Genomic DNA, 18,587 nt, shown 5'->3' with positions numbered 1-18,587 from the left:
AACTACTAATGAACCGCAGACAGGCCCGAAGCCAATTGCATCACCCGCTCCTGGGTCGCTTCGCTGCGGTCGAGGGTGCCCATCAGGTCGCCCTCGTGCATCACCATCACCCGGTCGCTCATGCCCAGCACTTCCGGCAGTTCCGAAGAAATCATGATCACCGCCATACCCTCGCTGGCGAGGAAGGAAATCAGCCGGTAGATCTCGGCCTTGGCCCCCACGTCGATGCCGCGGGTCGGCTCGTCAAGGATCAGGATGCGTGGGTTGGTCATCAGCCAGCGGGCCAGCAACGCCTTCTGTTGATTGCCGCCGGACAAGGTGTCAATGCACTGCTCAAGGGATGGGGTCTTGACCCGCAGCTTCTTGCACATGTCTTCGCACAAGGCACGCAGGGCTTTCTGCTGGATGAAGCCGTTGCCGACGTAATGGGGCAACACGGCCATTTCCATGTTTTCCAGCACCGACAGGCACGGGAACAGGCCGCTAAGCTTGCGATCCTCGGTCAACAGCGCAAAGCCCTTCTCGATGGCCATGTGCGGGTCACTGATGCGTACCGGTTGGCCGTCCAGCAGGATCTCGCCACCGGTGCTTGGGGTTACGCCGAAAATCGCCTCGGCCACATTGGTCCGGCCCGAACCCATCAGCCCGGCGATGCCAAGGATTTCCCCGGCATGCAGGTCGAAAGACACGCCTTTGAAGATGCCGTCCAGGCTCAGGTCGCGCACCGACAGCACCAATTCACCGATGGGTTGCTCCCGCACCGGGAACAACTGGCTCAACTCGCGCCCAACCATCATCGAAATCAGGCTGTCGCCATCCATGCTGTCAGCCCGTTGCAGGCCGATGTAGGCGCCGTCGCGAAACACCGCCACTTCATCGGCGATGGCGAATACTTCGTTCATTTTATGGGTGATGTAGATGATGCCCTTACCCTGGGACTTGAGGTCGGCAATGATCGAGAACAGATGGGCGACTTCCGTCTCGGTGATCGCCGAAGTCGGTTCGTCCATGATCAGGATGTCGGAATCGTAGGACACAGCCTTGGCGATCTCGACCATCTGTCGTTCGGCAATGCTCAGGTTGCCCACTTGCTCTTCAGGATCGAGGTTGATCCGCAGGCGCTCCAGCAGCCTGGCGGTGCAGCGATGCATTTCGCCATGGTCGACCATGTGCAGGCCGTTGAGCTGCTCGCGGCCGATCCAGATGTTTTCGGCAATGCTCATGTGCGGCATCAGGTTCAGTTCCTGATGGATCATCGCAATACCCGCCTGCAAGGCCGCCAGGGGCGTATCGAAGGTTATCGGCTTGCCGCGCAGGCGCAGCTCGCCGGCGTCCGGCTGGTAAATGCCGGCGATGATTTTCATCAGGGTGGATTTGCCCGCGCCGTTTTCACCCATCAGGGCCAGCACGGAACCAGGACGGACCCGCAGCTGTACATCGGACAGGGCCACCACGCCGGGAAAGCCTTTGCTGACATTGACGACTTCCAGCAGGTACGGTTCTTCAGGTGTTACGTCCGGCTGGACAGTCATCGCCGGGGCGCTCGAAGCAGTCGCTGAAGCGAACATGATCAGGTACTCCCTCGGCAAGGTCGGCGTGCGACCTTGCCTGTTTATTGTTGTGGTGGCGGTACGTTAAAACGTCACTTGAACTGATCGACATTTTCCGGCGTGATCAGCCGGTACGGCACCCAGACGGCCTGTTCGACCGGCTGCTTCTTGACCATTTTCACCGCCGTATCGATCGAGCCATCGGCCTGGCCCTTGGCGTCCTGGAACACCGAGACCGCCATTTCGCCTTTCTTGATGGCGTTCAAGCCGTCCGGCGTACCATCGACCCCGGCAATCAATACGCTGCCTTTCTTGGTGCCCGCTTGCTTGAGTGCCATCGCGGCACCGATGGCCATCTCGTCGTTGTTGGACACCACGGCCTGGAAGTCGCGGCCCTGGGTGAGCCAGTCGTTGACCAGGGTCATGCCCTTGTCTCGCGACCAGATACCGGTCTGTTCCTGTTCAATCTTGATGCCCGGATACTTGGCCAGCACCTCCTTGACGCCCTTGGTGCGGTTCGTGGTGGAGTTGTTGGCCAGGTCACCCAACAGGATCACGATGTCGCCTTTGCCGCCCATCTTGTCGGCCAGGTACTGCATCTGCATGCGCCCGGCTTCGAGGTCATCGGAGGCCACGGTGACCACGCCTTCCGGCAATTTCGGATCGTCCGGGCGGCGGTTGACGTACACCAGGGGAATACCGGCGGCCACGGCGGCCTTGGTGATGCGCTGGGTCGCGGCGGTGTCCACCGGGTTGACGATGAGCGCGTCGACCTTCTGGCTGATGAAGCTTTCCACCTGGCTCAGTTGCTTGACCACATCACTGCGCGCGTCTTCGAACTGCAAGGTGACGCCGTCCGGGAATGACTTGGCTTTCTTGTCCATGGATTCGCGCAGGTAGGTCAGCCAGGTGTCATCGAACTGGGACATGCTGACGCCGATCTTCAGGTCCGCCAGGGCAGCGCCGCTGGTGAGCATCAACGACAGGGCCAGCGAGGCGATACGGGTCTTGGTCTTCATGAACGGTCTTTCTCCACTTTTTTGTTGGTTTTATGGATAAGGCGTAGCGAATCAGGAACGGGGCAAGCGCACGATCGGTGCGCCGGGCATGCAACACACCATGGCGCCGTTGCGCTGGATGCAGAGGGATTCGAACAGGGGAAGGACTGCAGACAGGCGCAGCAGATGTGACAGGTGAAACGCAGAGCGGCTGAAGGTTTTCATCGACGGTACCTAGCTGTGTTTCTTGTTTTTGTTTCGTCCGTCATCTCTTCAAGGCTGGGCTTGGCAAGAAGCGGACAGGGTTGTCGGTAACCTGGAATCGACTTTATTGGAAAATATTTTCCATATCAACTCATTTTAGAATTTTATTCGTTTTTTATTCCATGCCCTACAGGCACGGTTAAACACACCACCCCGCCCTGCTCGGCACTCTGCCTGGCAGCGTCGAGGATGCGCGTGGTCGCCAGCGCATCACGGGCTTCCACCGGTAGCGGGCCAGAGCCCTGCAACGCGGTTTGCAAGCGTTGGTAGAACGCCATCCAGCAGCCTCGCTCCGAGGTCACCCGCTCACGCTCGGTGCCGTGTTCGAACCAGCCCCAGCGCCGATGTTCTTCGGCGCCCCAGCGCTCACCCTCGGTCGCTGGGCTCAACCCGGCCAACGCCTGGGCCTCCTGGCCATCCAGGCCATCGACGGTATAACAACCCTCGGTGCCATTGACCCGGAAACGCGGGCGCGGTGCGTTTTGCACACAATTGCCGCTCAAGTGGGAAATCACGCCACCGGCATGGGTCAAGGACATGAAGAAGCCGTTATCGAACGCCTGGCCTGGCTGCCGGTAATCCAGTTCGGCGTACACCCTGGCCACCGGCCCGAACAGTTGCAGCGCCTGGTCCACCAGATGACTGCCCAGGTCACGCAGAAATCCGCCACCACTGCCCTTGCCCACCGACATCGGCGAATAGCGCTCGACGCTGGATTCAAAACGAATGATTTGCCCCAGGGCTCCGGAAGCCAGCAGCTTACGCAGAGTCAGGAAATCCGAATCCCAGCGACGGTTCTGGTACACGCTCAACGGCACATTGCGCCGTTCGGCCGCCAACACCATGGCCTCGGCTTGCCCAGCGTCTTGGGCGAAAGGCTTATCGCTGACCACTGCCACGCCGAGTTCGATGGCTTGCATCACCACGGCTGGGCGACCGTCCAACGGCGTGGACACCACCACCGCATCGACGCCGGCCGCCACCAATTGTTCGAGCGTGTCGAAGGCCTGGACGTGCGGGTAATCACTCGCCAGTTGCTCGCGCCGCTCGGCGGACCGGGTCACCACGCCAACAAACGTAGCCCCCGGCAGGCTGCTGATCAGCGGCGCATGAAAAAACCGCCCGCCCTTGCCATAGCCCACTAGTCCGATTCGCATGAAAGCTCCTTATTTGGATATAACACCGCCCCGTGGGAGCGAGCTTGCTCGCGATGGCGTCGGATCAGCTTGCACTATGTCGACTGACCCACCGCTATCGCGAGCAAGCTCGGCTCCCACAATTGACCGAGTACCTTCAGGGAAACGCGGTCGATTGTGGTTAGCCGTAGAAACGCGGGCGCTCGGGCAGTTCGACTTTGACGATCTGCCCGCTCTGCTGCGCTTGAATGCAAGCATCCGCCGCCACCGCCGCGGCGAAGCCGTCCCAGGCCGACGGACCGCCCACCTGCCCGGTGCGCACGCCGTCGATGAAGGCCTGCAATTCGACGTCGTAGGCAGCGATGAAGCGGTCCTTCCAATCCATCAGGATGGCGTTGGACAGCTTGGCGCCGCTGCGCAGTTGCACCTGGGACGGTTCCGGGAGCTTGGCGATGCCGGTCTCCCCCACCACTTCACACTGGATGTCGTAGCCGTACTGGCAGTTGACGAACACCTCCACGTCGATGCGCGTGCCCTTCGCGGTTTCCAACAGAACGATCTGCGGATCCCGCAAGTGCGCCAGGGCCTTGCTGGTCTTGCGCGGGAACACCACCTGCACCGAGACATAGTCATCGGCCAGCAGCCAGCGCAACACATCCAATTCATGGATCAAGGTATCGGTGATGGCCATGTCGGTCTTGTAGTTCTCGCCGACGCTCGGGTTGCGGTGGGCGCAGTGCAGCATCAGCGGTTCACCGATCTGCCCACTGTCAATCACCGCCTTGAGCGCCCGATAACCTTCATCGTACGGGCGCATGAAACCGACCTGCACCAGGCGCTTGCCGTGGGCGACTTCGGCCTCGACGATCTTGCGGCAGCCTTCGGCCGTGACGGCCAGGGGCTTTTCACAGAACACCGGTTTGCCAGCGGCAATCGCCGCCAGCACGAACTCTTCGTGGCTCGGTCCCCAGGAGGTCACGAGGATCGCCTCCACGTCCGGCGCCTTGATCAACGCATGACCGTCGGGGTAGACCTCGGCGGTCAGCTTGAGATCGGCAACGACCTTGGCCGCTTGTTGCAGGTTGATGTCGGTCACCGCCACCACCTGGCTGTTGAGCAAGGTCTGGCTGCAACGACGGATATGGTCCTGGCCGATGGCCCCGGTGCCGATGACGCCCAGCTTCAAAGACATGAAAAACTCCTTTCGTAGTGGTGGGGCAATCAGTATTGACGGGCCTTGGCCAGTCGCTCATTGAGGGTCTTGGCGACTGCATCGGTGCGGGCGCTGGTAGAAACTTGCGCCACGCCGACCCGCCACCACGACAGGTATTTGTGGATCATGGTCTTGGGCAGGACCTTGATGTCGATCAGCGTCGAGACCGTTTGCCGCCGCGCATCGGCCAGGGCCGCGTGCAGCTCGTCGAGGGTCTTGACCTTGTAGGTCTTGCAGCCATAGGCCGCCGCGCTCATGGCGAAGTCCACCGGCACGAAACCGCCGTCGAGCTTGCCGGTGTCCGGGTTGCGGAAGCGGAACTCGGTGCCGAAACTGTCCATGCCGTGTTCCATTTGCAGGTTGTTGATGCAACCGAACGTCATGTTGTCCAGCAGTACCACATTGATCTTGCGCCGCTCCTGGATCGAGGTCGCCAGCTCCGAGTGCAGCATCATGTAGGAGCCATCACCCACCAGGGCGTACACCTCTTTGTCGGGCTCGGCGAGCTTGACCCCCAGCGCCGCATTCACCTCGTAACCCATGCACGAATAGCCGTACTCGAGGTGATAGGTGTTCACGCCCTTGCTGCGCCAGCTGCGTTGCAAGTCGCCGGGCAGGCTGCCAGCGGCGGCGACGATGATGGCGTCATCCGCCAGGCTTTCATTGAGCGTACCCAACACGCGGCTCTGGGTCAGGCAGGAACCGGTGAGCTCGATGAATTCACGAAACACCGCCGGGTCCATGTGGTCGTTGATTTCCGGGACGAAATCCTCGGTCTGGAAGTCGGCCTGATAGATCCGATCCACTTCGGCGTCCAGCTGGGCCTTGGCATCGGCGACCTGCCCGCCCCATTCGGCGCGATAGTCGCCCATCGCCGCCGACAGTGCCTCCAGGCCCGAACGCGCGTCGGCCAGCAGTTGCACGCCGTCGAGTTTCAGGGCATCGCACGGGCTGATGTTGAGATTGAGGAATTGCACGTCCGGGTGCTGGAACAGCCATTTCGAGGCTGTGGTGAAATCGCTGTAGCGAGTGCCGATACCGATGATCAGGTCGGCTTTCTTGGCCAACAGATTCGCCGCCAGGCAACCGGTTTCGCCGACGCCACCCACGTTCAGCGGGTGGCTGGAAACCACGGCGCTCTTGCCGGCCTGAGTCTCGGCGAAGGGAATGTCGAAGCGCTCGGCAAAGGCCTGCAACGCGGCATTCGCACCGGAATACCGCACACCGCCACCGCAGATGATCAACGGCTGGCGCTTGCCCTTGAGCAGCGCCAGGGCATCGCCGAGCATCGCCTCGGTGGCCGGGCGACGGTCGATGCGATGAACCCGTTTCTGCAGGAAGTAATCCGGGTAATCGTAGGCTTCGGCCTGTACGTCCTGGGGCAGCGCCAGGGTTACCGCGCCGGTTTCGGCCGGGTCGGTCAAGACGCGCATCGCATGGATCGCGGCGGTCATCAGTTGCTCGGGGCGGTTGATGCGGTCCCAGTATTTGCTCACGGCCTTAAAGGCATCGTTGGTGCTGATGCTCAGGTCGTGAAACTGCTCGATCTGTTGCAGCACCGGGTCCGGTTGGCGGCTGGCGTAGACGTCGCCGGGCAACAGCAGCAACGGAATACGATTGGCCGTCGCCGTGGCGGCGGCGGTCAGCATGTTCGCCGCGCCTGGGCCGACCGACGAGCTGCAGGCGTAGATCTTGCGGCGCAGGTGCTGCTTGGCAAAGCCGATGGCGGCATGGGCCATGCCCTGCTCGTTGCGGCCTTGATGGACCACCAGGTCGCCGCTGTCCTGCTCCAGCGCCTGGCCCAGGCCCAGCACGTTGCCGTGGCCGAAAATGGTAAAGACCCCGGCGACGAATTTGCTCTGGACGCCATCGACCTCGATGTACTGGTTATCGAGGAATTTCACCAGGGCCTGGGCCATGGTCAGTCGTGTTGTGGTCATGCTTGCACCTTTTCAAACGCAACTCGGTCAAGTGTGGGAGCGGGCTTGCTCGCGAAAGCGGTGTGTCAGGCGACATCAATGTTGAATGTGCGGCCGCTTTCGCGAGCAAGCCCGCTCCCACATTGGGATCTTCATCGGGTCAACAATCGGGTCAGGCCTGGGAGCTTTGCAGGTGATTCATGCTCGCCCCCAGCGCCTGGCGAATGTCGGCCAGTTCATGGACGCTCTCGGCAAACGGTTCGAAGGACAGGTAGCCCTCGTAACCACCGGCCCGCAACGCCTCGATCTGCGCGGCATTGCCGAGGATGTCGGCCTCGCCCACCAGCACCCGATGACCGTCGCGGATGGTGGCCAAGGGGGCCTGGGTATCCTCGACGCCGGAGATGTGCACCAGCCCGGTCAGTTCGGGGAAGACTTCCTGCTCACCGGCCAGATGATGGTGGAAGGTGTCATGCACCAGGCGGAACACATCGAGCCCGCCAATGGCCTTGATCGCCTCCACCGCCGTGCGTTTGCGGCGCAGCGAGCACTCCTCGAAACCCAGCGGTTCGATGAAACCGTAGATGCCAAAGGCCCGCAGAATCGGCGCCAGTTCACTGAGGGCCGTGCGCAGCCCCGCCGCGCGCTCGGCCTCGCTGCGCGGGTCGGCGCGATCGTTGAGCGGGCACATCACCAGCCCCTCGGCACCGCATTCACGGGCGTAGTCGGCCAGGCGCACGGCCTGGGCACGGCGCTCTTCATTCCACACGTCGAAGGGGTACAGGGCGTTGATCGACAGCACCTTGATGCCCCGCGCCTCGCACAACTCACGCACGCGGGCCGGCGGCATGCCGTCTTCGATCTCGACACCCTTCAGATCGTTGCGGATCTCGATGGCATCGGTTTTCAACGCCAGGGCCAGGTCGATAAAAGCGGGCAGTGACAGGCGCGGGGCAACCATTCGATTCAGGGCAAAACGCAGGGGCTTGTTCATTGTTGTTCTCCCTCCGGCAGTCATTCAAAAATGAGTTATTGGGCAGTCGGCATGCTGAATTCAGGCCCCTTGGAAATGCTGTCGGGCCAGCGCTGCATCACGCTTTTGTAGCGACTATAGAAACGCAGGCCTTCCTCGCCGTAGGCATGGTGATCGCCGAACAACGAGCGCTTCCAGCCGCCAAAGGAATGCCAGGCCATGGGCACCGGAATCGGTACGTTGATGCCGACCATGCCGACCTTGATGCTGCGGGCGAACGCCCGGGCGATGCCGCCGTCACGGGTGAAGCAGGACACGCCGTTGCCGAATTCATGGGCGTTGATCAGCGCGACTGCCGTGGCGAAATCCGGCACGCGAACGATCCCCAGCACCGGGCCGAAGATCTCTTGCTGGTAGATGCTCATCTCGACGCTGACCTGATCGAACAGCGTCGCCCCGACAAAGAACCCCTGCTCGGCCCCCGGCACCTTGAAACCACGGCCGTCGACGATCAGCCGAGCGCCCTCGGCCACGCCGGCGTCGATGAAGCCTTCGACCTTGGCCTTGTGCTCGGCGGTGACCAGCGGCCCCATGTCGGTGCCGGGCTGCTGGCCGTCGCCGATCTTCAACTGATCGATGCGCGGCAACAGTTTGGCAATCAACTCATCGCCCACCTCCCCCACAGCCACGGCGATGGAAATCGCCATGCAGCGCTCACCAGCCGAACCGTAGGCCGCACCGATCAACGCATCCGCCGCCTGGTCGAGGTCGGCGTCGGGCATGACAATCATGTGATTCTTGGCGCCGCCCAGGGCCTGGACGCGCTTGCCGTTCGCGGTACCCTGCTGATGGATGTACTCGGCGATCGGCGTGGAGCCGACAAAAGAAATGGCTTCGATGTCCGGGTGCTGCAACAGCGCATCCACCGCCACTTTGTCGCCCTGGACCACGTTGAACACACCGTCGGGCAAACCGGCTTCCGTCAGCAACCGGGCCATCAGCAAACTGGCGGACGGGTCACGTTCCGAAGGCTTGAGGATGAAGCAGTTGCCCGCGACCAGCGCCAGGGGAATCATCCACAGCGGCACCATCACCGGAAAATTGAACGGCGTGACACCGGCGCACACGCCCAGGGGCTGGCGCAGGTTCCAGTTGTCGATGCCGCCACCGATGTTGTCACTGAAATCGGTCTTGAGCAGGCTCGGCGCACCGCAGGCGTACTCGACGATCTCGATGCCCCGGGTGACCTCACCATGGGCGTCGGACAAGACCTTGCCGTGTTCGCGGCTGATGATCTGCGCCAGTTCGTCGTGATGGCGGTCGAGCAATTCCTTGAACTTGAACATCACCCGCGAACGGCGCAGGGACGATTGCTCGGACCAGGCCGGAAACGCCGCCAGCGCCGAGGCCACCGCCGCATCGACGGTGCCCGGTTCGGCCAGGGCGACCCGGGCCTGCACCTGGCCAGTGGCCGGGTTGAACACCTTGCTGAACCGCGCGCTGTCGCTGTCCTGCACGTGGCCGTTGATGTAATGGCCTATTACCGGGGCGTCACTCATTGTTCTTGTTCTCCGTGCAAAGGGTGGAATTCAGAGGTCGAGCAGCCAACTGTGCTGCGGGTCGTTATGGAACTGCCAGACCCGCTTCGGGCCGGCCATGACGTTCAGGTAATACGACTCGTACCCATAGGGCACGCTGACCGGGTGGTAGCCCTTGGGCACCACCACCAGGTCGCTGTTCTCCACGGCCATGGCCTGGTCGATGCTGCGGTCGTCGGTGTAGACCCGCTGGAACACAAAGCCCTGGGACGGGTTGACCTGGTGGTAATAGGTTTCTTCCAGAAAGCTCTGGTGCGGCAAGTCGTCAGTGTCGTGCTTGTGGGGCGGGTAGCTCGACGAGTGCCCCGACGGCGTGCGCACTTCCACCACTAGCAGCGAATGGGCCGGTTCGCTGTCGGGCAGGATGTCGCAGACATACCGGGTGTTGGCACCCTTGCCGCGCACGCTGCGCTTCATGCTGTCCGGGCGGATCAGCCGTGGGCCGTAATTGTTTTGCGCAGAACCCGGCGCGGCACACACGGCAATCTGCACGTCGCTCAGGGCAGTCACCTGGGCCTGGCTGCCGGGCGGCAGATACGCGGCATAGGGCGATTTGTCCTCGAACACCGAGTGGCGGTCACCGAGGTTGTCCCAGTCAAAGGCGCCCTGCCCCGGCGCTTCGCCCTTGAGGCCGATGCGACCGCTGAGCAGCACCAGGCACAACTCCTTGTCAGCGGCGGCTACCGGCAAGGTTTCACCAAGGCTCAAACGGTAGGCGGTGAAGCCGACATATTCCAGTTCGCCAGCAGGCAGCTCGACCATGGTCCGACCGCTGGATTGGCTTTTGATCAACAGGCTCATGACGCAGTCCTCTCTTGCAGCAAGGCGCACAGGGTGTCGTAGCCTTTCTTGGCGTAGACATAACTCGGCGCCACGGCCGGATCCTGCTCGGCTTCGACCACCAGCCAGCCTTGGTAATCGGCGGCCAGCAGCACGTCGAGCAACGCGGCGAAATCGATGTCACCGTCCCCCGGCACCGTGAAGGTGCCGTTAATGATGCAGTCAGGAAAACTCCAGAGGTTGTTGCGCGCCAGTTGCACCACCGCTTTGCGCACGTCCTTGAAGTGCACATGGCAAACGCGCTCGATGTGTTTGCGCAACACCTGCAACGGCTCACCGCCGCCCATGTAGCAGTGGCCCGAGTCGAATAGCAGGCCCACTTCACTGCCGGTCAAAGCCATCAACTTGTCGATGTCCGCGGGCGATTCGACGTAGGCCCCCATGTGGTGGTGATAGGCCAGGCGCACGCCCCTGGATAAGGTGAAGCGTGCCAGCTCGGTGAGTTTGTCAGCGTAGGCTTGCCAGGCTTCATCGGTGTGAAAGCGCGGCCGTTCGATCAGAGGAATGCGCTGGCCTTGAATGGAGTCGGCGACTTCGCCATACACCAGCACCGTTGCACCGTTCTGCGCCAGCAGCTCGACATGGCTGGCGATGGCGTCGATTTCCTCAGCCGCAGAACGCTGGGCCAAGCGACTGGAATACCAGCCGGAAACCAACGCCAGGTCATAAGGACGCAGCACATCGCCGACACCCTTGGCGTCCTTGGGGAACTTGCCGTTGAGCTCAAAACCTTCGTAACCGATGGCCTTGCCTTCGCTCAGCGCCGTGCTCAACGGCGTCTCGCCGCCCAACGATGGCAAGTCGTCGTTGCTCCAGGAAATCGGGTTGATGCCAATTCGAATAGCGGGCATGGCTGCACCTTTTATTGTTTTTCACAAATCAGTAAGAACGACGCTGAACACTTGTGGGAGCGGGCTTGCTCGCGAAGGCGGCGGCATATTCAACATGGATGTCGCCCGACACACCGCTTTGGCGAGTAACCCCACTCCCACATTGGATTGGCGTTAACTCATCTATCCCGCGCAGCACGCCACGCCTCGATCAACTCCACAAACCTGCCCTGCACTTGCCGGATCAACGTTTCATCATCGATTTCCCCGGCCAGCCAGGCCCGGCTCGGTTCCTGGAAGATCGTGCGACCCACGGCAAACCCGCGGCAGGTGGAGCTCTGGCTGGCCTGGCGGAAACCTTCGGCCAGGGCGGCAGCCGGGGCGTTGAGGCCCAGCAGTACCACGCCCCGGCAGTACGGATCGCGCTGTTGGATCAGTTCGTCGAGCTGCTTCCACTCCTGCGCACTCTGGGCCTCGATCTTCCACCACGCCGGGAAAATGCCCAGGTTGTAGAGGCGCTTGAGGGCGCGATAGAGCACGTCCGGGTGCGGCGAGGGGTGATCCTTGGGCGGAATGACTTCCAACAGCAATTCGTGGCCGCTGACCTGGGAGGCCTTGTACAACCCCATCAATTGCGCCTCCTGTTCGAGGCGCAGCAGCGGTTCGTCATCGGGGTGAAATTGCACCAGGCACTTGATGATCTGTTCCTGGGGCCAGGCGATCAGATTGCTGCCGATCGAGCGCCCATGTTCAAACGCCAGCGGCCGCGAGTTCTGCACCTCCACGGGCCGCGCCACCCACCAGCCCCGGCCGGTCGCAGCGTTCAGCGAGTCCTGGCCGAAACGTTGATCGGCCAGCAGGCCGACATCAGCCGCGATACCCTGACGCTGCAGGTCGGCTTCGACCCGCTCCACCGCCTGGATGAACAGTTGCTTGAGCTGACCAATGCAACTCAGGTCGCGACCGCTCTTCTGGGCCAGTTCCACCAGTTGCCAGCGATGGTCGAACGCAAAGATGAACAGCTGTTTCCAGACCTTGCGTGGCACGCTGACCTGATGCAGCCGCTGCAACACGGCGTCCTGGTCCGGCCGGGTAATCGGCACCGGACTCTTGAATAAATAGTCGAGCTCGGCCCGGGTCGGCATCGCCGGGGCACAGGCATGGCGCGACACCACCAGGCCGCCGCAGGCATTGGCCAATTGGCAGCAACGTTCATCGCTGGCGTCCTCCAGCCACCCGGCGAGAAAGCCCGACATGAACGCATCACCGGCGCCCAATACATTCAGGACTTCGACCCGTACCCCAGGATAAAGGGCACCGTCTTCCAGTCGGGTCGGGATAGCGCCGTGGATGACTGTGCAGCCCTGCGGCCCGAGCTTGACCACCAGCGTGGCAGCCGTCAGCGAACGCACGGTTCGCAGCGCGGTCAGCAGGTCTTCACTGCCACCGGCAATCAGGAATTCTTCTTCGGTGCCGACGATCAGGTCAAAACGCGGCAGGATGCTTTGCACGTGCTGGCTGACTTTCTGGTCGGCGACGAACCGGGTTTCCCCATCCGCCTTGCCTGCCAGGCCCCAGAGTACCGGGCGATAGTCAATGTCCAACACGCGTTTGACGTTGTGTTTCTCGGCGTAATCCAGCGCCTGGGTGCTGGCTTTATAGACGTCCTCGGTAGAGAAATGAGTGCCGGTGATCAGCAGCGCCTTGCTGGAGGCAATGAACGTTTCATTGATGTCCTCGGCGCGCAGCGCCATGTCGGCGCAGTTTTCCCGGTAGAACACCAAGGGAAAGGTCTCCCGGTCCTTGATACCCAACAGGACCATGGCCGTCAGGCGCTGCGGGTCGACCTTGATGCCGCTGACATCGCAGCCTTCGCGGGCCAGGGACTCCACCAGGAAGCGGCCCATGTGGTCATCGCCGACCCGGCTCAACATCGCCGACTTGAGTCCTAATCGCGCCGTGCCGAAGGCGATGTTGGCCGACGAACCACCCAGGTATTTGGCAAAGCTTGAGACATCTTCCAGGCGCGCTCCGACTTGCTGCGCGTAAAGGTCGACACCCAGGCGTCCCAGGCAGATCACATCCAATTGACGCCCACTGGCAAAACGAGTCTGGCCCATGCTGGCTCCTGTTATTTTTATCAGCCTGCGCTTGCCGCCGGAACCGGCGCCAACGCTCTTGGTGGATGCAGACTAAAACGAGCAGCCGCCAATAATCAATAATTATTCTATAAATTTTTTACGTGGAATATTTTTTCCAATACGCTATAGCTGAACCGGACCAGACGCAGTGCATCGTTTCAGCACCTATTGCAACGTTGTCCACCCATGATTTTCCCTGCGCCTACGCTGTAGACTGCGACCAGCCAACCTATTGTCGAGGGCCGGCCTCTTTTGGGGCCGCCCATAAGAACAAGCCAGAAGGATTTTCTATGACCCGCCCCGATGATCTGCCGGCGCCGTCCGAGAGCGCGTCCGAACCCGCCCTCTCCAGCCCTCCGATCAATGCCGAGCGCCTGCTGCAACTGATTACCGATGAATACGAAAGCCTGCCGCGCCAGCTCAAACGCATCGCCAGCTACATGAGCCAGCAGAGCGACCGGATCATGGTCGATCGCATCAGCGACATCGCCCGGGAATGCGAAGTGCACCCCTCGGCCATCGTCAGGTTCTCGCAACGCTTCGGTTTCAGCGGCTTCAGTGAAATGCAGGCGTTGTTCCGCGAGGCCTACACCCACAAGACCACGCCGGTGCAGAACTACCAGCAGCGCATCCGCAGCATGATCGCCAACAAGTCGCAGAAAGCCAGCGGCGGCGACCTGGCCCGCGAGTGCGTCAACGCCACCCTGTCGGGCATCGAGCGCCTGGGGTTGGAGCTGGATGACCAGGCTTTCGAAAAAGCCGTGGACCTGGTGGTCAACGCCGACAACATCTATGTGGTGGGTGTACGCCGCTCGTTCGCGGTGGCCGATTACCTGGTCTACAACCTGCAACACACCAATAAACGCATTCACCTGGTGTCCGGCCTGGGGGGCAGTTATCGCGAGCAGATGCGTAGTGTGCGGGCCAACGACCTGGTCATTGCCATCAGCTTCACGCCCTACGGCAAGGAAACCCAGCACTGCCTGCGCATCGCCCAGCATCATCAGGCCAAGACACTGATCATCACCGACAGCAACCTGTCGCCCCTGGCCAAGCGCGCCAATGCGGTGCTGCTGGTGAACGAAGGCAGCTCGTTCGCCTTCCGCTCGTTGAGTGCCACGTTGTGCCTGTGCCAGGCCTTGTTCATTGCCGTGGCCTACCGGCTGGAACTCAAGGTCGATGAAATCCATGAACAGGTCGGGTTCGAGGACTGACGCCCCGAGCTATCAATTGAAGGAGAAGCCATGAAACTGATCGGCATGCTGGACTCGCCCTACGTGCGCCGCGCCGCCATTTCCGCCAAATGCCTGGGGGTTGCCCTGGAACACCAATCGGTTTCGGTGTTCAGGCATTTCGAGCAATTCCAGCGCATCAACCCAGTGGTCAAGGCCCCTTCCCTGGTGCTGGACGATGGCACTGTGCTGATGGACTCCACGTTGATCATTGATTATCTCGAGGCCTTGGCCGCACCGGGCAAAAGCCTGATGCCGGATGATCTTGGACAACGAGTACGCTCACTGCGGCTGATCGGGCTGGCCTTGGCGGCGTGCGAAAAATCGGTGCAGATTTACTATGAGCGCAACCTGCGGCCGACGGAGATTCAACATGCGCCGTGGGTTGAACGCGTGGAAGGCCAACTGGCCGCGGCCTATGGAATGCTGGAGCAGGAACTGGAGAAACAGCCGTTGAGCACCGACGGCTCGATTGATCAGGCTGGCATCACTGTGGCAGTGGCGTGGAGTTTCACCAACCTTGTGGTGCCGGACCAGGTGCAGGACAAGGCTTTTCCGTTGATCAGCGCGTTTACGGCTTATGCCGAAGGGTTGGAGGTGTTTGCCAGCACGCCGATGGAATAATGGCGACACCCAAGAACCTGTGTCCACCACAAACCCTGTGGGAGCTGAGCTTGCTCGCGATAGCGGTGAGTCAGCTTGCATGGATGCTGAATGTGCCGCCGTCATCGCGAGCAAGCTCGGCTCCCACAGGGTTGACGACAAATCTCTGTAGTTAGCGAGGGCTTATTCTCAAGCCAGCTCCACTTCCTTTGTTTCAACGGCCTTCGGCGCCACCTCGAAGCGATCCGCCAGAAATGGCGAGATGTCCAGCGGCAACGGTTCGTTGTTCACCAGTTTGTCCAGCAGCACTCCGGTGATGGCCGAAGTGAGGATGCCGGTGCGGAAATGGCCGCAGGCGTTGAGGTAGCCTTCCACGCCACGCATCGGCCCCAGGATCGGCAATTCATCGGGAGACCCCGGGCGCAGGCCGGCCCAGGTGCGTTTCAGGTTGATGTCGGCCAGTTGCGGAATACACCGCACCGCGCCCTGCACCAGCCCTTCGATCTCGGGGTAGGTGGTGGTCACGTCGAAACCCTTGTCTTCCGTGGTGCTGCCAATCAGGATTTCGCCGTTGTCTTTCTGCGCCACGTAGCAGTCGCTGGTGGTCAGGCAGCCGTTGAGGATTTTCGGCATGCGTTCGGTCAGCAGGATTTGCCCCTTGACCGGCTTCACCGGGATCCGCACGCCGGTGGCTTGCTCGCTCAGGTCCGCCGCCCAGGCCCCCGTCGCGTTGATCAGGGTCCGGCAGGTGAAAGTCCCGGCCTCGGCGGTTTTCACGCCGGTGACCCGCGAACCACTGCGCAGGACTTCCGTCACGTTGGTGTTGAAAAACATATCGACACCGTTCTGCCGGGCACCTTCGGTGTAGGCGTCAGCCAGGCGGAACGGGCTGACCTGGTGATCACACAGGAACTCCAGCGCGCCACGGGCCTCATGACTGACATTCGGCTCGGCCTCGCGCAGGGCGGTCTGGTCGAGCCAACGCACCTGATCGGCCAGGTGGGGAATGCAGGCGACGATATGCTCGGCGTACAGACGGTCTTCATCGTCGTAGATCACGAACTTGAGCCCGGTCTCCTCGAATTTGAAATCCATGCCATGGTTGTCGATCAACTCGCGGTGCAATTGGGGATACATCGCGTTGGACTGCAAGGCGAAATCAAAAAACGACTGGGGCAGGATGTGCGGCGTGCTGGCGTCCACCGCCACGGCGGCACCCTGGGTCTGGCGCTTGCGATTGGCCGACATCATGCGAAAAAAGATCACCCCGCAGCCCAGCCCCACCGACTCGCCAATGGCCCACAGGCCGCCGGCCGAGGCACGGGTGGCGTTGCCGGGACGCTTGGCATCGACCAGGGCGATCTTCAGGTGCCTGCGCTTGGACAGCTGATAGGCACAGGAGGCCCCGATCACCCCGCCACCGGCGATGACCACGTCGTAGTCCTTGAGATCTGGATGCTTAATCATGCTGGGCGGCCTCCGTGTCGGCGTCGTGGAATGCAGAAAATGGAATCGGATCGATGGGGAAACGCGGTCGTAGCCAACCCACGTCGGCACGCCCGGTGGCTTCGCGCAATCGATCACTGCAATAGCCGACGCACATCCGCCCCTGGCAGTCGCCCATGCTGACGCGGGTGCGCATTTTCAGACTGGCCATGTCTTGCACGCCTTGCTCCAGGGCCCGGTCGATGTCGGCGCGGGTCGCGTGCTCGCAGCGGCAAATCACCGTATCGGCAGCCGGCAATGCGGTTTGCCCGGTGCCACGCTGGGTGTAGCGGTCCACAGCGGCGCGAAAGCGAACGATTCGCTCCAGTTGCGCCTGGTACCGCTCGCGCTGCGCCAGGGCGGCGGACACATCCAGTACGTTGCGTTGCATCAGGATCGACAACGCTGCGATGCGCCCGCTCAGCATGGCCGCTTCCCCACCACGAATCCCGCCCATGTCGCCGGCCAGGTGAATGTGCGCCTCGCTGCTTTGTTGCCAGGCATCGGACACGGCCCGCAAGTAGCCGTCATCGCTGAAGCCGTGCTCCAGGCCCATCTGCTGGCTCAGCTGAGTACGTGGGATAAACCCGTAGCCAACCGCCAGGGTCTGGGCCGGCACCTCCTCGGCGCGTTTCAAGTCCGGCTCCCAGGTACTGGAATACGGCGCGACGGTGACGTGGCTCAACTCCCCCTCGCCGTCCGCCTGGACCACGCCCCAGCCATAGCGCACGGGAATGCGATTGAGCTTGAGATAGGCCAACATGCTCAGGCCATCGAGGAACAACTGCGGCTTGTTCAGCAACGCCAGGCTTTCCTTGGCAATCCTGCCGAAGGTGCAGGCCTCATAGACACCCGCCACCGCCACGCCCGAAGCGTGCAGTTGGCAAGCCACCAGCGGCAGCAACGGGCCGGTGCCGGCGATCACCACCGGCCCAGGCGGCTTGACCACTCCGCTCTTGATCTGCAATTGCAGGCCACCGAGCATCATCACCCCCGGCAAGGTCCAGCCAGGAAACGGCACGCTGCGTTCGTGACAACCGGCCGCCAGGACCAAATGTGAGTAGACAACCTCGCGCAGGCGCTCGTCGACGTCCAGCAGCATCAGCGCCCGGAAGCCTTCGGCGCCAATGACACGGCTGCTCAATCGCACGTCGATCAACCCGGCATAGCGCTGGAATTCACCGTGGAGCTTCTCCAGGGCTTCGCTGTAGCGGGGGCCCAGGTAATCCACGCGCACACCATCGCGCAACGGTCCGCGATACACCACGCCACCCAGGCGCGGCGCTTCTTCGAGCAAGGTGCTGCGCACCCCATGGGAGGCCAGCTCAATGGCTGCGGCCATACCCGCCGGCCCACCGCCGACAATCACCGGATCAAGGCTCATGACGCCTCCGTCTCGGTGATGCGGTTGGCCCGGGTTTCGACCTGCATGCCGGGACGTACCAGGGTCTGGCAGGCGCGGCGCTTGTGGCGACCGTCGATCTTGACCAGGCAGCACTGGCACACGCCCATGCCGCAGTAAGCGCCGCTGATCTGGTCGTGATCGTTGCGGGCCACTTGACGTTGGCCCAGGGACTGGATGACGGTGAGAACGGTCTCACCCTGGGCGGCGCTGACAGCCTGCCCGTCCAGGCGCACCGTCATGTCGGCCTGGGTCAGCGGCTGGATATCGAATTTTCGGCGTAGAAGGTCTGGAGGTTGCATCATACTGCTCGTCCTTGAAAGGTCTGTGGGGGCTCGGCTCCTTGCGGCACACCATCACCGGTTCGCATCAGTACCCGGTAGCGGCAGCGCGCCAAAACGGG

Annotated in this window: 16 protein-coding genes; 2 read left to right on the top strand and 14 right to left on the bottom strand. The window is 62.0% G+C overall.

The annotated features are described in order from the left end of the window. Nucleotides 1-5: 5 nt before the first annotated feature. The 11 genes from EPZ47_RS12270 to EPZ47_RS12220 form a co-directional block, all read right to left on the bottom strand. Nucleotides 6-1,568, bottom strand: a complete 1,563-nt coding sequence (locus EPZ47_RS12270; protein WP_135845007.1) for a sugar ABC transporter ATP-binding protein — start codon at nucleotides 1,566-1,568, stop codon at nucleotides 6-8. A gap of 74 nt (nucleotides 1,569-1,642) precedes the next feature. Next, nucleotides 1,643-2,569 (bottom strand): sugar ABC transporter substrate-binding protein, encoded by a 927-nt coding sequence (locus EPZ47_RS12265; protein ID WP_135845006.1) that lies wholly within the window; start codon nucleotides 2,567-2,569, stop codon nucleotides 1,643-1,645. Nucleotides 2,570-2,620: 51 nt separating this feature from the next. Continuing rightward, entirely contained in the window at nucleotides 2,621-2,773 is a 153-nt protein-coding gene (locus tag EPZ47_RS30205) for a hypothetical protein (protein WP_018612770.1), read from the bottom strand. Between the two features lie 143 nt (nucleotides 2,774-2,916). After that, entirely contained in the window at nucleotides 2,917-3,969 is a 1,053-nt protein-coding gene (locus EPZ47_RS12260) for a Gfo/Idh/MocA family protein (protein WP_135845005.1), read from the bottom strand. 160 nt (nucleotides 3,970-4,129) lie between these two features. Next, the gene (gene iolG / locus EPZ47_RS12255; RefSeq protein WP_135845004.1) at nucleotides 4,130-5,140 is read right to left on the bottom strand and encodes a bifunctional inositol 2-dehydrogenase/D-chiro-inositol 1-dehydrogenase; all 1,011 of its coding nucleotides are present in this window, start codon (nucleotides 5,138-5,140) and stop codon (nucleotides 4,130-4,132) included. Between the two features lie 29 nt (nucleotides 5,141-5,169). After that, a complete protein-coding gene (gene iolD, locus EPZ47_RS12250) occupies nucleotides 5,170-7,101 on the bottom strand; it encodes a 3D-(3,5/4)-trihydroxycyclohexane-1,2-dione acylhydrolase (decyclizing) (RefSeq protein ID WP_135845003.1) in 1,932 nt (643 codons plus the stop codon). A 151-nt stretch (nucleotides 7,102-7,252) separates the two neighbouring features. Beyond that, nucleotides 7,253-8,074 carry a TIM barrel protein gene (locus tag EPZ47_RS12240; protein WP_135845002.1) on the bottom strand — a complete coding sequence of 274 codons (822 nt, stop codon included), beginning with the start codon at nucleotides 8,072-8,074 and terminating at the stop codon, nucleotides 7,253-7,255. Between the two features lie 35 nt (nucleotides 8,075-8,109). Then, entirely contained in the window at nucleotides 8,110-9,612 is a 1,503-nt protein-coding gene (locus tag EPZ47_RS12235) for a CoA-acylating methylmalonate-semialdehyde dehydrogenase (protein WP_135845001.1), read from the bottom strand. Nucleotides 9,613-9,642: 30 nt separating this feature from the next. Next, on the bottom strand, nucleotides 9,643-10,452 hold the full coding sequence (iolB, locus tag EPZ47_RS12230) for a 5-deoxy-glucuronate isomerase (protein WP_135845000.1): 810 nt from the start codon (nucleotides 10,450-10,452) through the stop codon (nucleotides 9,643-9,645). Further along, complete coding sequence (gene iolE, locus EPZ47_RS12225; protein WP_135844999.1) at nucleotides 10,449-11,342, bottom strand: myo-inosose-2 dehydratase; 894 nt, start codon at nucleotides 11,340-11,342, stop codon at nucleotides 10,449-10,451. The genes iolB and iolE overlap by 4 nt, the downstream gene beginning before the upstream one ends. A gap of 158 nt (nucleotides 11,343-11,500) precedes the next feature. Then, nucleotides 11,501-13,441, bottom strand: coding sequence for a bifunctional 5-dehydro-2-deoxygluconokinase/5-dehydro-2-deoxyphosphogluconate aldolase (locus EPZ47_RS12220; RefSeq protein WP_135844998.1), 1,941 nt, complete (start codon nucleotides 13,439-13,441; stop codon nucleotides 11,501-11,503). A 311-nt stretch (nucleotides 13,442-13,752) separates the two neighbouring features. Between EPZ47_RS12220 and EPZ47_RS12215 the strand changes: the two genes are divergently transcribed. Together EPZ47_RS12215 and EPZ47_RS12210 are read left to right on the top strand one after the other, a co-directional pair. Continuing rightward, on the top strand, nucleotides 13,753-14,676 hold the full coding sequence (locus EPZ47_RS12215; protein WP_014337867.1) for a MurR/RpiR family transcriptional regulator: 924 nt from the start codon (nucleotides 13,753-13,755) through the stop codon (nucleotides 14,674-14,676). A 30-nt stretch (nucleotides 14,677-14,706) separates the two neighbouring features. Further along, complete coding sequence (locus EPZ47_RS12210) at nucleotides 14,707-15,318, top strand: glutathione S-transferase family protein (RefSeq protein WP_135844997.1); 612 nt, start codon at nucleotides 14,707-14,709, stop codon at nucleotides 15,316-15,318. Nucleotides 15,319-15,486: 168 nt separating this feature from the next. On the opposite strand, the gene hcnC is transcribed toward EPZ47_RS12210, so the two are convergent. Genes hcnC through hcnA form a run of 3 tightly spaced genes read right to left on the bottom strand, consistent with a single transcriptional unit; the run spans nucleotide 15,487 to nucleotide 18,489 of the window. Next, the gene (hcnC, locus tag EPZ47_RS12205; protein WP_135844996.1) at nucleotides 15,487-16,764 is read right to left on the bottom strand and encodes a cyanide-forming glycine dehydrogenase subunit HcnC; all 1,278 of its coding nucleotides are present in this window, start codon (nucleotides 16,762-16,764) and stop codon (nucleotides 15,487-15,489) included. Next, a complete protein-coding gene (hcnB, locus tag EPZ47_RS12200) occupies nucleotides 16,757-18,166 on the bottom strand; it encodes a cyanide-forming glycine dehydrogenase subunit HcnB (RefSeq protein ID WP_135844995.1) in 1,410 nt (469 codons plus the stop codon). Before hcnB ends, hcnC begins: the two co-directional genes overlap by 8 nt. Further along, a complete protein-coding gene (hcnA, locus tag EPZ47_RS12195; RefSeq protein WP_135844994.1) occupies nucleotides 18,163-18,489 on the bottom strand; it encodes a cyanide-forming glycine dehydrogenase subunit HcnA in 327 nt (108 codons plus the stop codon). Before hcnA ends, hcnB begins: the two co-directional genes overlap by 4 nt. Nucleotides 18,490-18,587: the final 98 nt, after the last annotated feature.

Origin of the sequence: Pseudomonas viciae, assembly GCF_004786035.1 — a bacterium.
GTDB classification, from domain to species: domain Bacteria; phylum Pseudomonadota; class Gammaproteobacteria; order Pseudomonadales; family Pseudomonadaceae; genus Aquipseudomonas; species Aquipseudomonas viciae.
This window is presented reverse-complemented; position numbering and strand designations above follow the sequence as displayed.

Excerpts from the sequence above, each read along its gene's own strand:
- EPZ47_RS12270 (WP_135845007.1), bottom strand. The coding sequence starts at position 1,568 with ATGTTCGCTTCAGCGACTGCTTCGAGCGCCCCGGCGATGACTGTCCAG.
- EPZ47_RS12265 (WP_135845006.1), bottom strand. The coding sequence starts at position 2,569 with ATGAAGACCAAGACCCGTATCGCCTCGCTGGCCCTGTCGTTGATGCTC.
- EPZ47_RS30205 (WP_018612770.1), bottom strand. The coding sequence starts at position 2,773 with ATGAAAACCTTCAGCCGCTCTGCGTTTCACCTGTCACATCTGCTGCGC.
- EPZ47_RS12260 (WP_135845005.1), bottom strand. The coding sequence starts at position 3,969 with ATGCGAATCGGACTAGTGGGCTATGGCAAGGGCGGGCGGTTTTTTCAT.
- iolG (WP_135845004.1), bottom strand. The coding sequence starts at position 5,140 with ATGTCTTTGAAGCTGGGCGTCATCGGCACCGGGGCCATCGGCCAGGAC.
- iolD (WP_135845003.1), bottom strand. The coding sequence starts at position 7,101 with ATGACCACAACACGACTGACCATGGCCCAGGCCCTGGTGAAATTCCTC.
- EPZ47_RS12240 (WP_135845002.1), bottom strand. The coding sequence starts at position 8,074 with ATGAACAAGCCCCTGCGTTTTGCCCTGAATCGAATGGTTGCCCCGCGC.
- EPZ47_RS12235 (WP_135845001.1), bottom strand. The coding sequence starts at position 9,612 with ATGAGTGACGCCCCGGTAATAGGCCATTACATCAACGGCCACGTGCAG.
- iolB (WP_135845000.1), bottom strand. The coding sequence starts at position 10,452 with ATGAGCCTGTTGATCAAAAGCCAATCCAGCGGTCGGACCATGGTCGAG.
- iolE (WP_135844999.1), bottom strand. The coding sequence starts at position 11,342 with ATGCCCGCTATTCGAATTGGCATCAACCCGATTTCCTGGAGCAACGAC.
- EPZ47_RS12220 (WP_135844998.1), bottom strand. The coding sequence starts at position 13,441 with ATGGGCCAGACTCGTTTTGCCAGTGGGCGTCAATTGGATGTGATCTGC.
- EPZ47_RS12215 (WP_014337867.1), top strand. The coding sequence starts at position 13,753 with ATGACCCGCCCCGATGATCTGCCGGCGCCGTCCGAGAGCGCGTCCGAA.
- EPZ47_RS12210 (WP_135844997.1), top strand. The coding sequence starts at position 14,707 with ATGAAACTGATCGGCATGCTGGACTCGCCCTACGTGCGCCGCGCCGCC.
- hcnC (WP_135844996.1), bottom strand. The coding sequence starts at position 16,764 with ATGATTAAGCATCCAGATCTCAAGGACTACGACGTGGTCATCGCCGGT.
- hcnB (WP_135844995.1), bottom strand. The coding sequence starts at position 18,166 with ATGAGCCTTGATCCGGTGATTGTCGGCGGTGGGCCGGCGGGTATGGCC.
- hcnA (WP_135844994.1), bottom strand. The coding sequence starts at position 18,489 with ATGATGCAACCTCCAGACCTTCTACGCCGAAAATTCGATATCCAGCCG.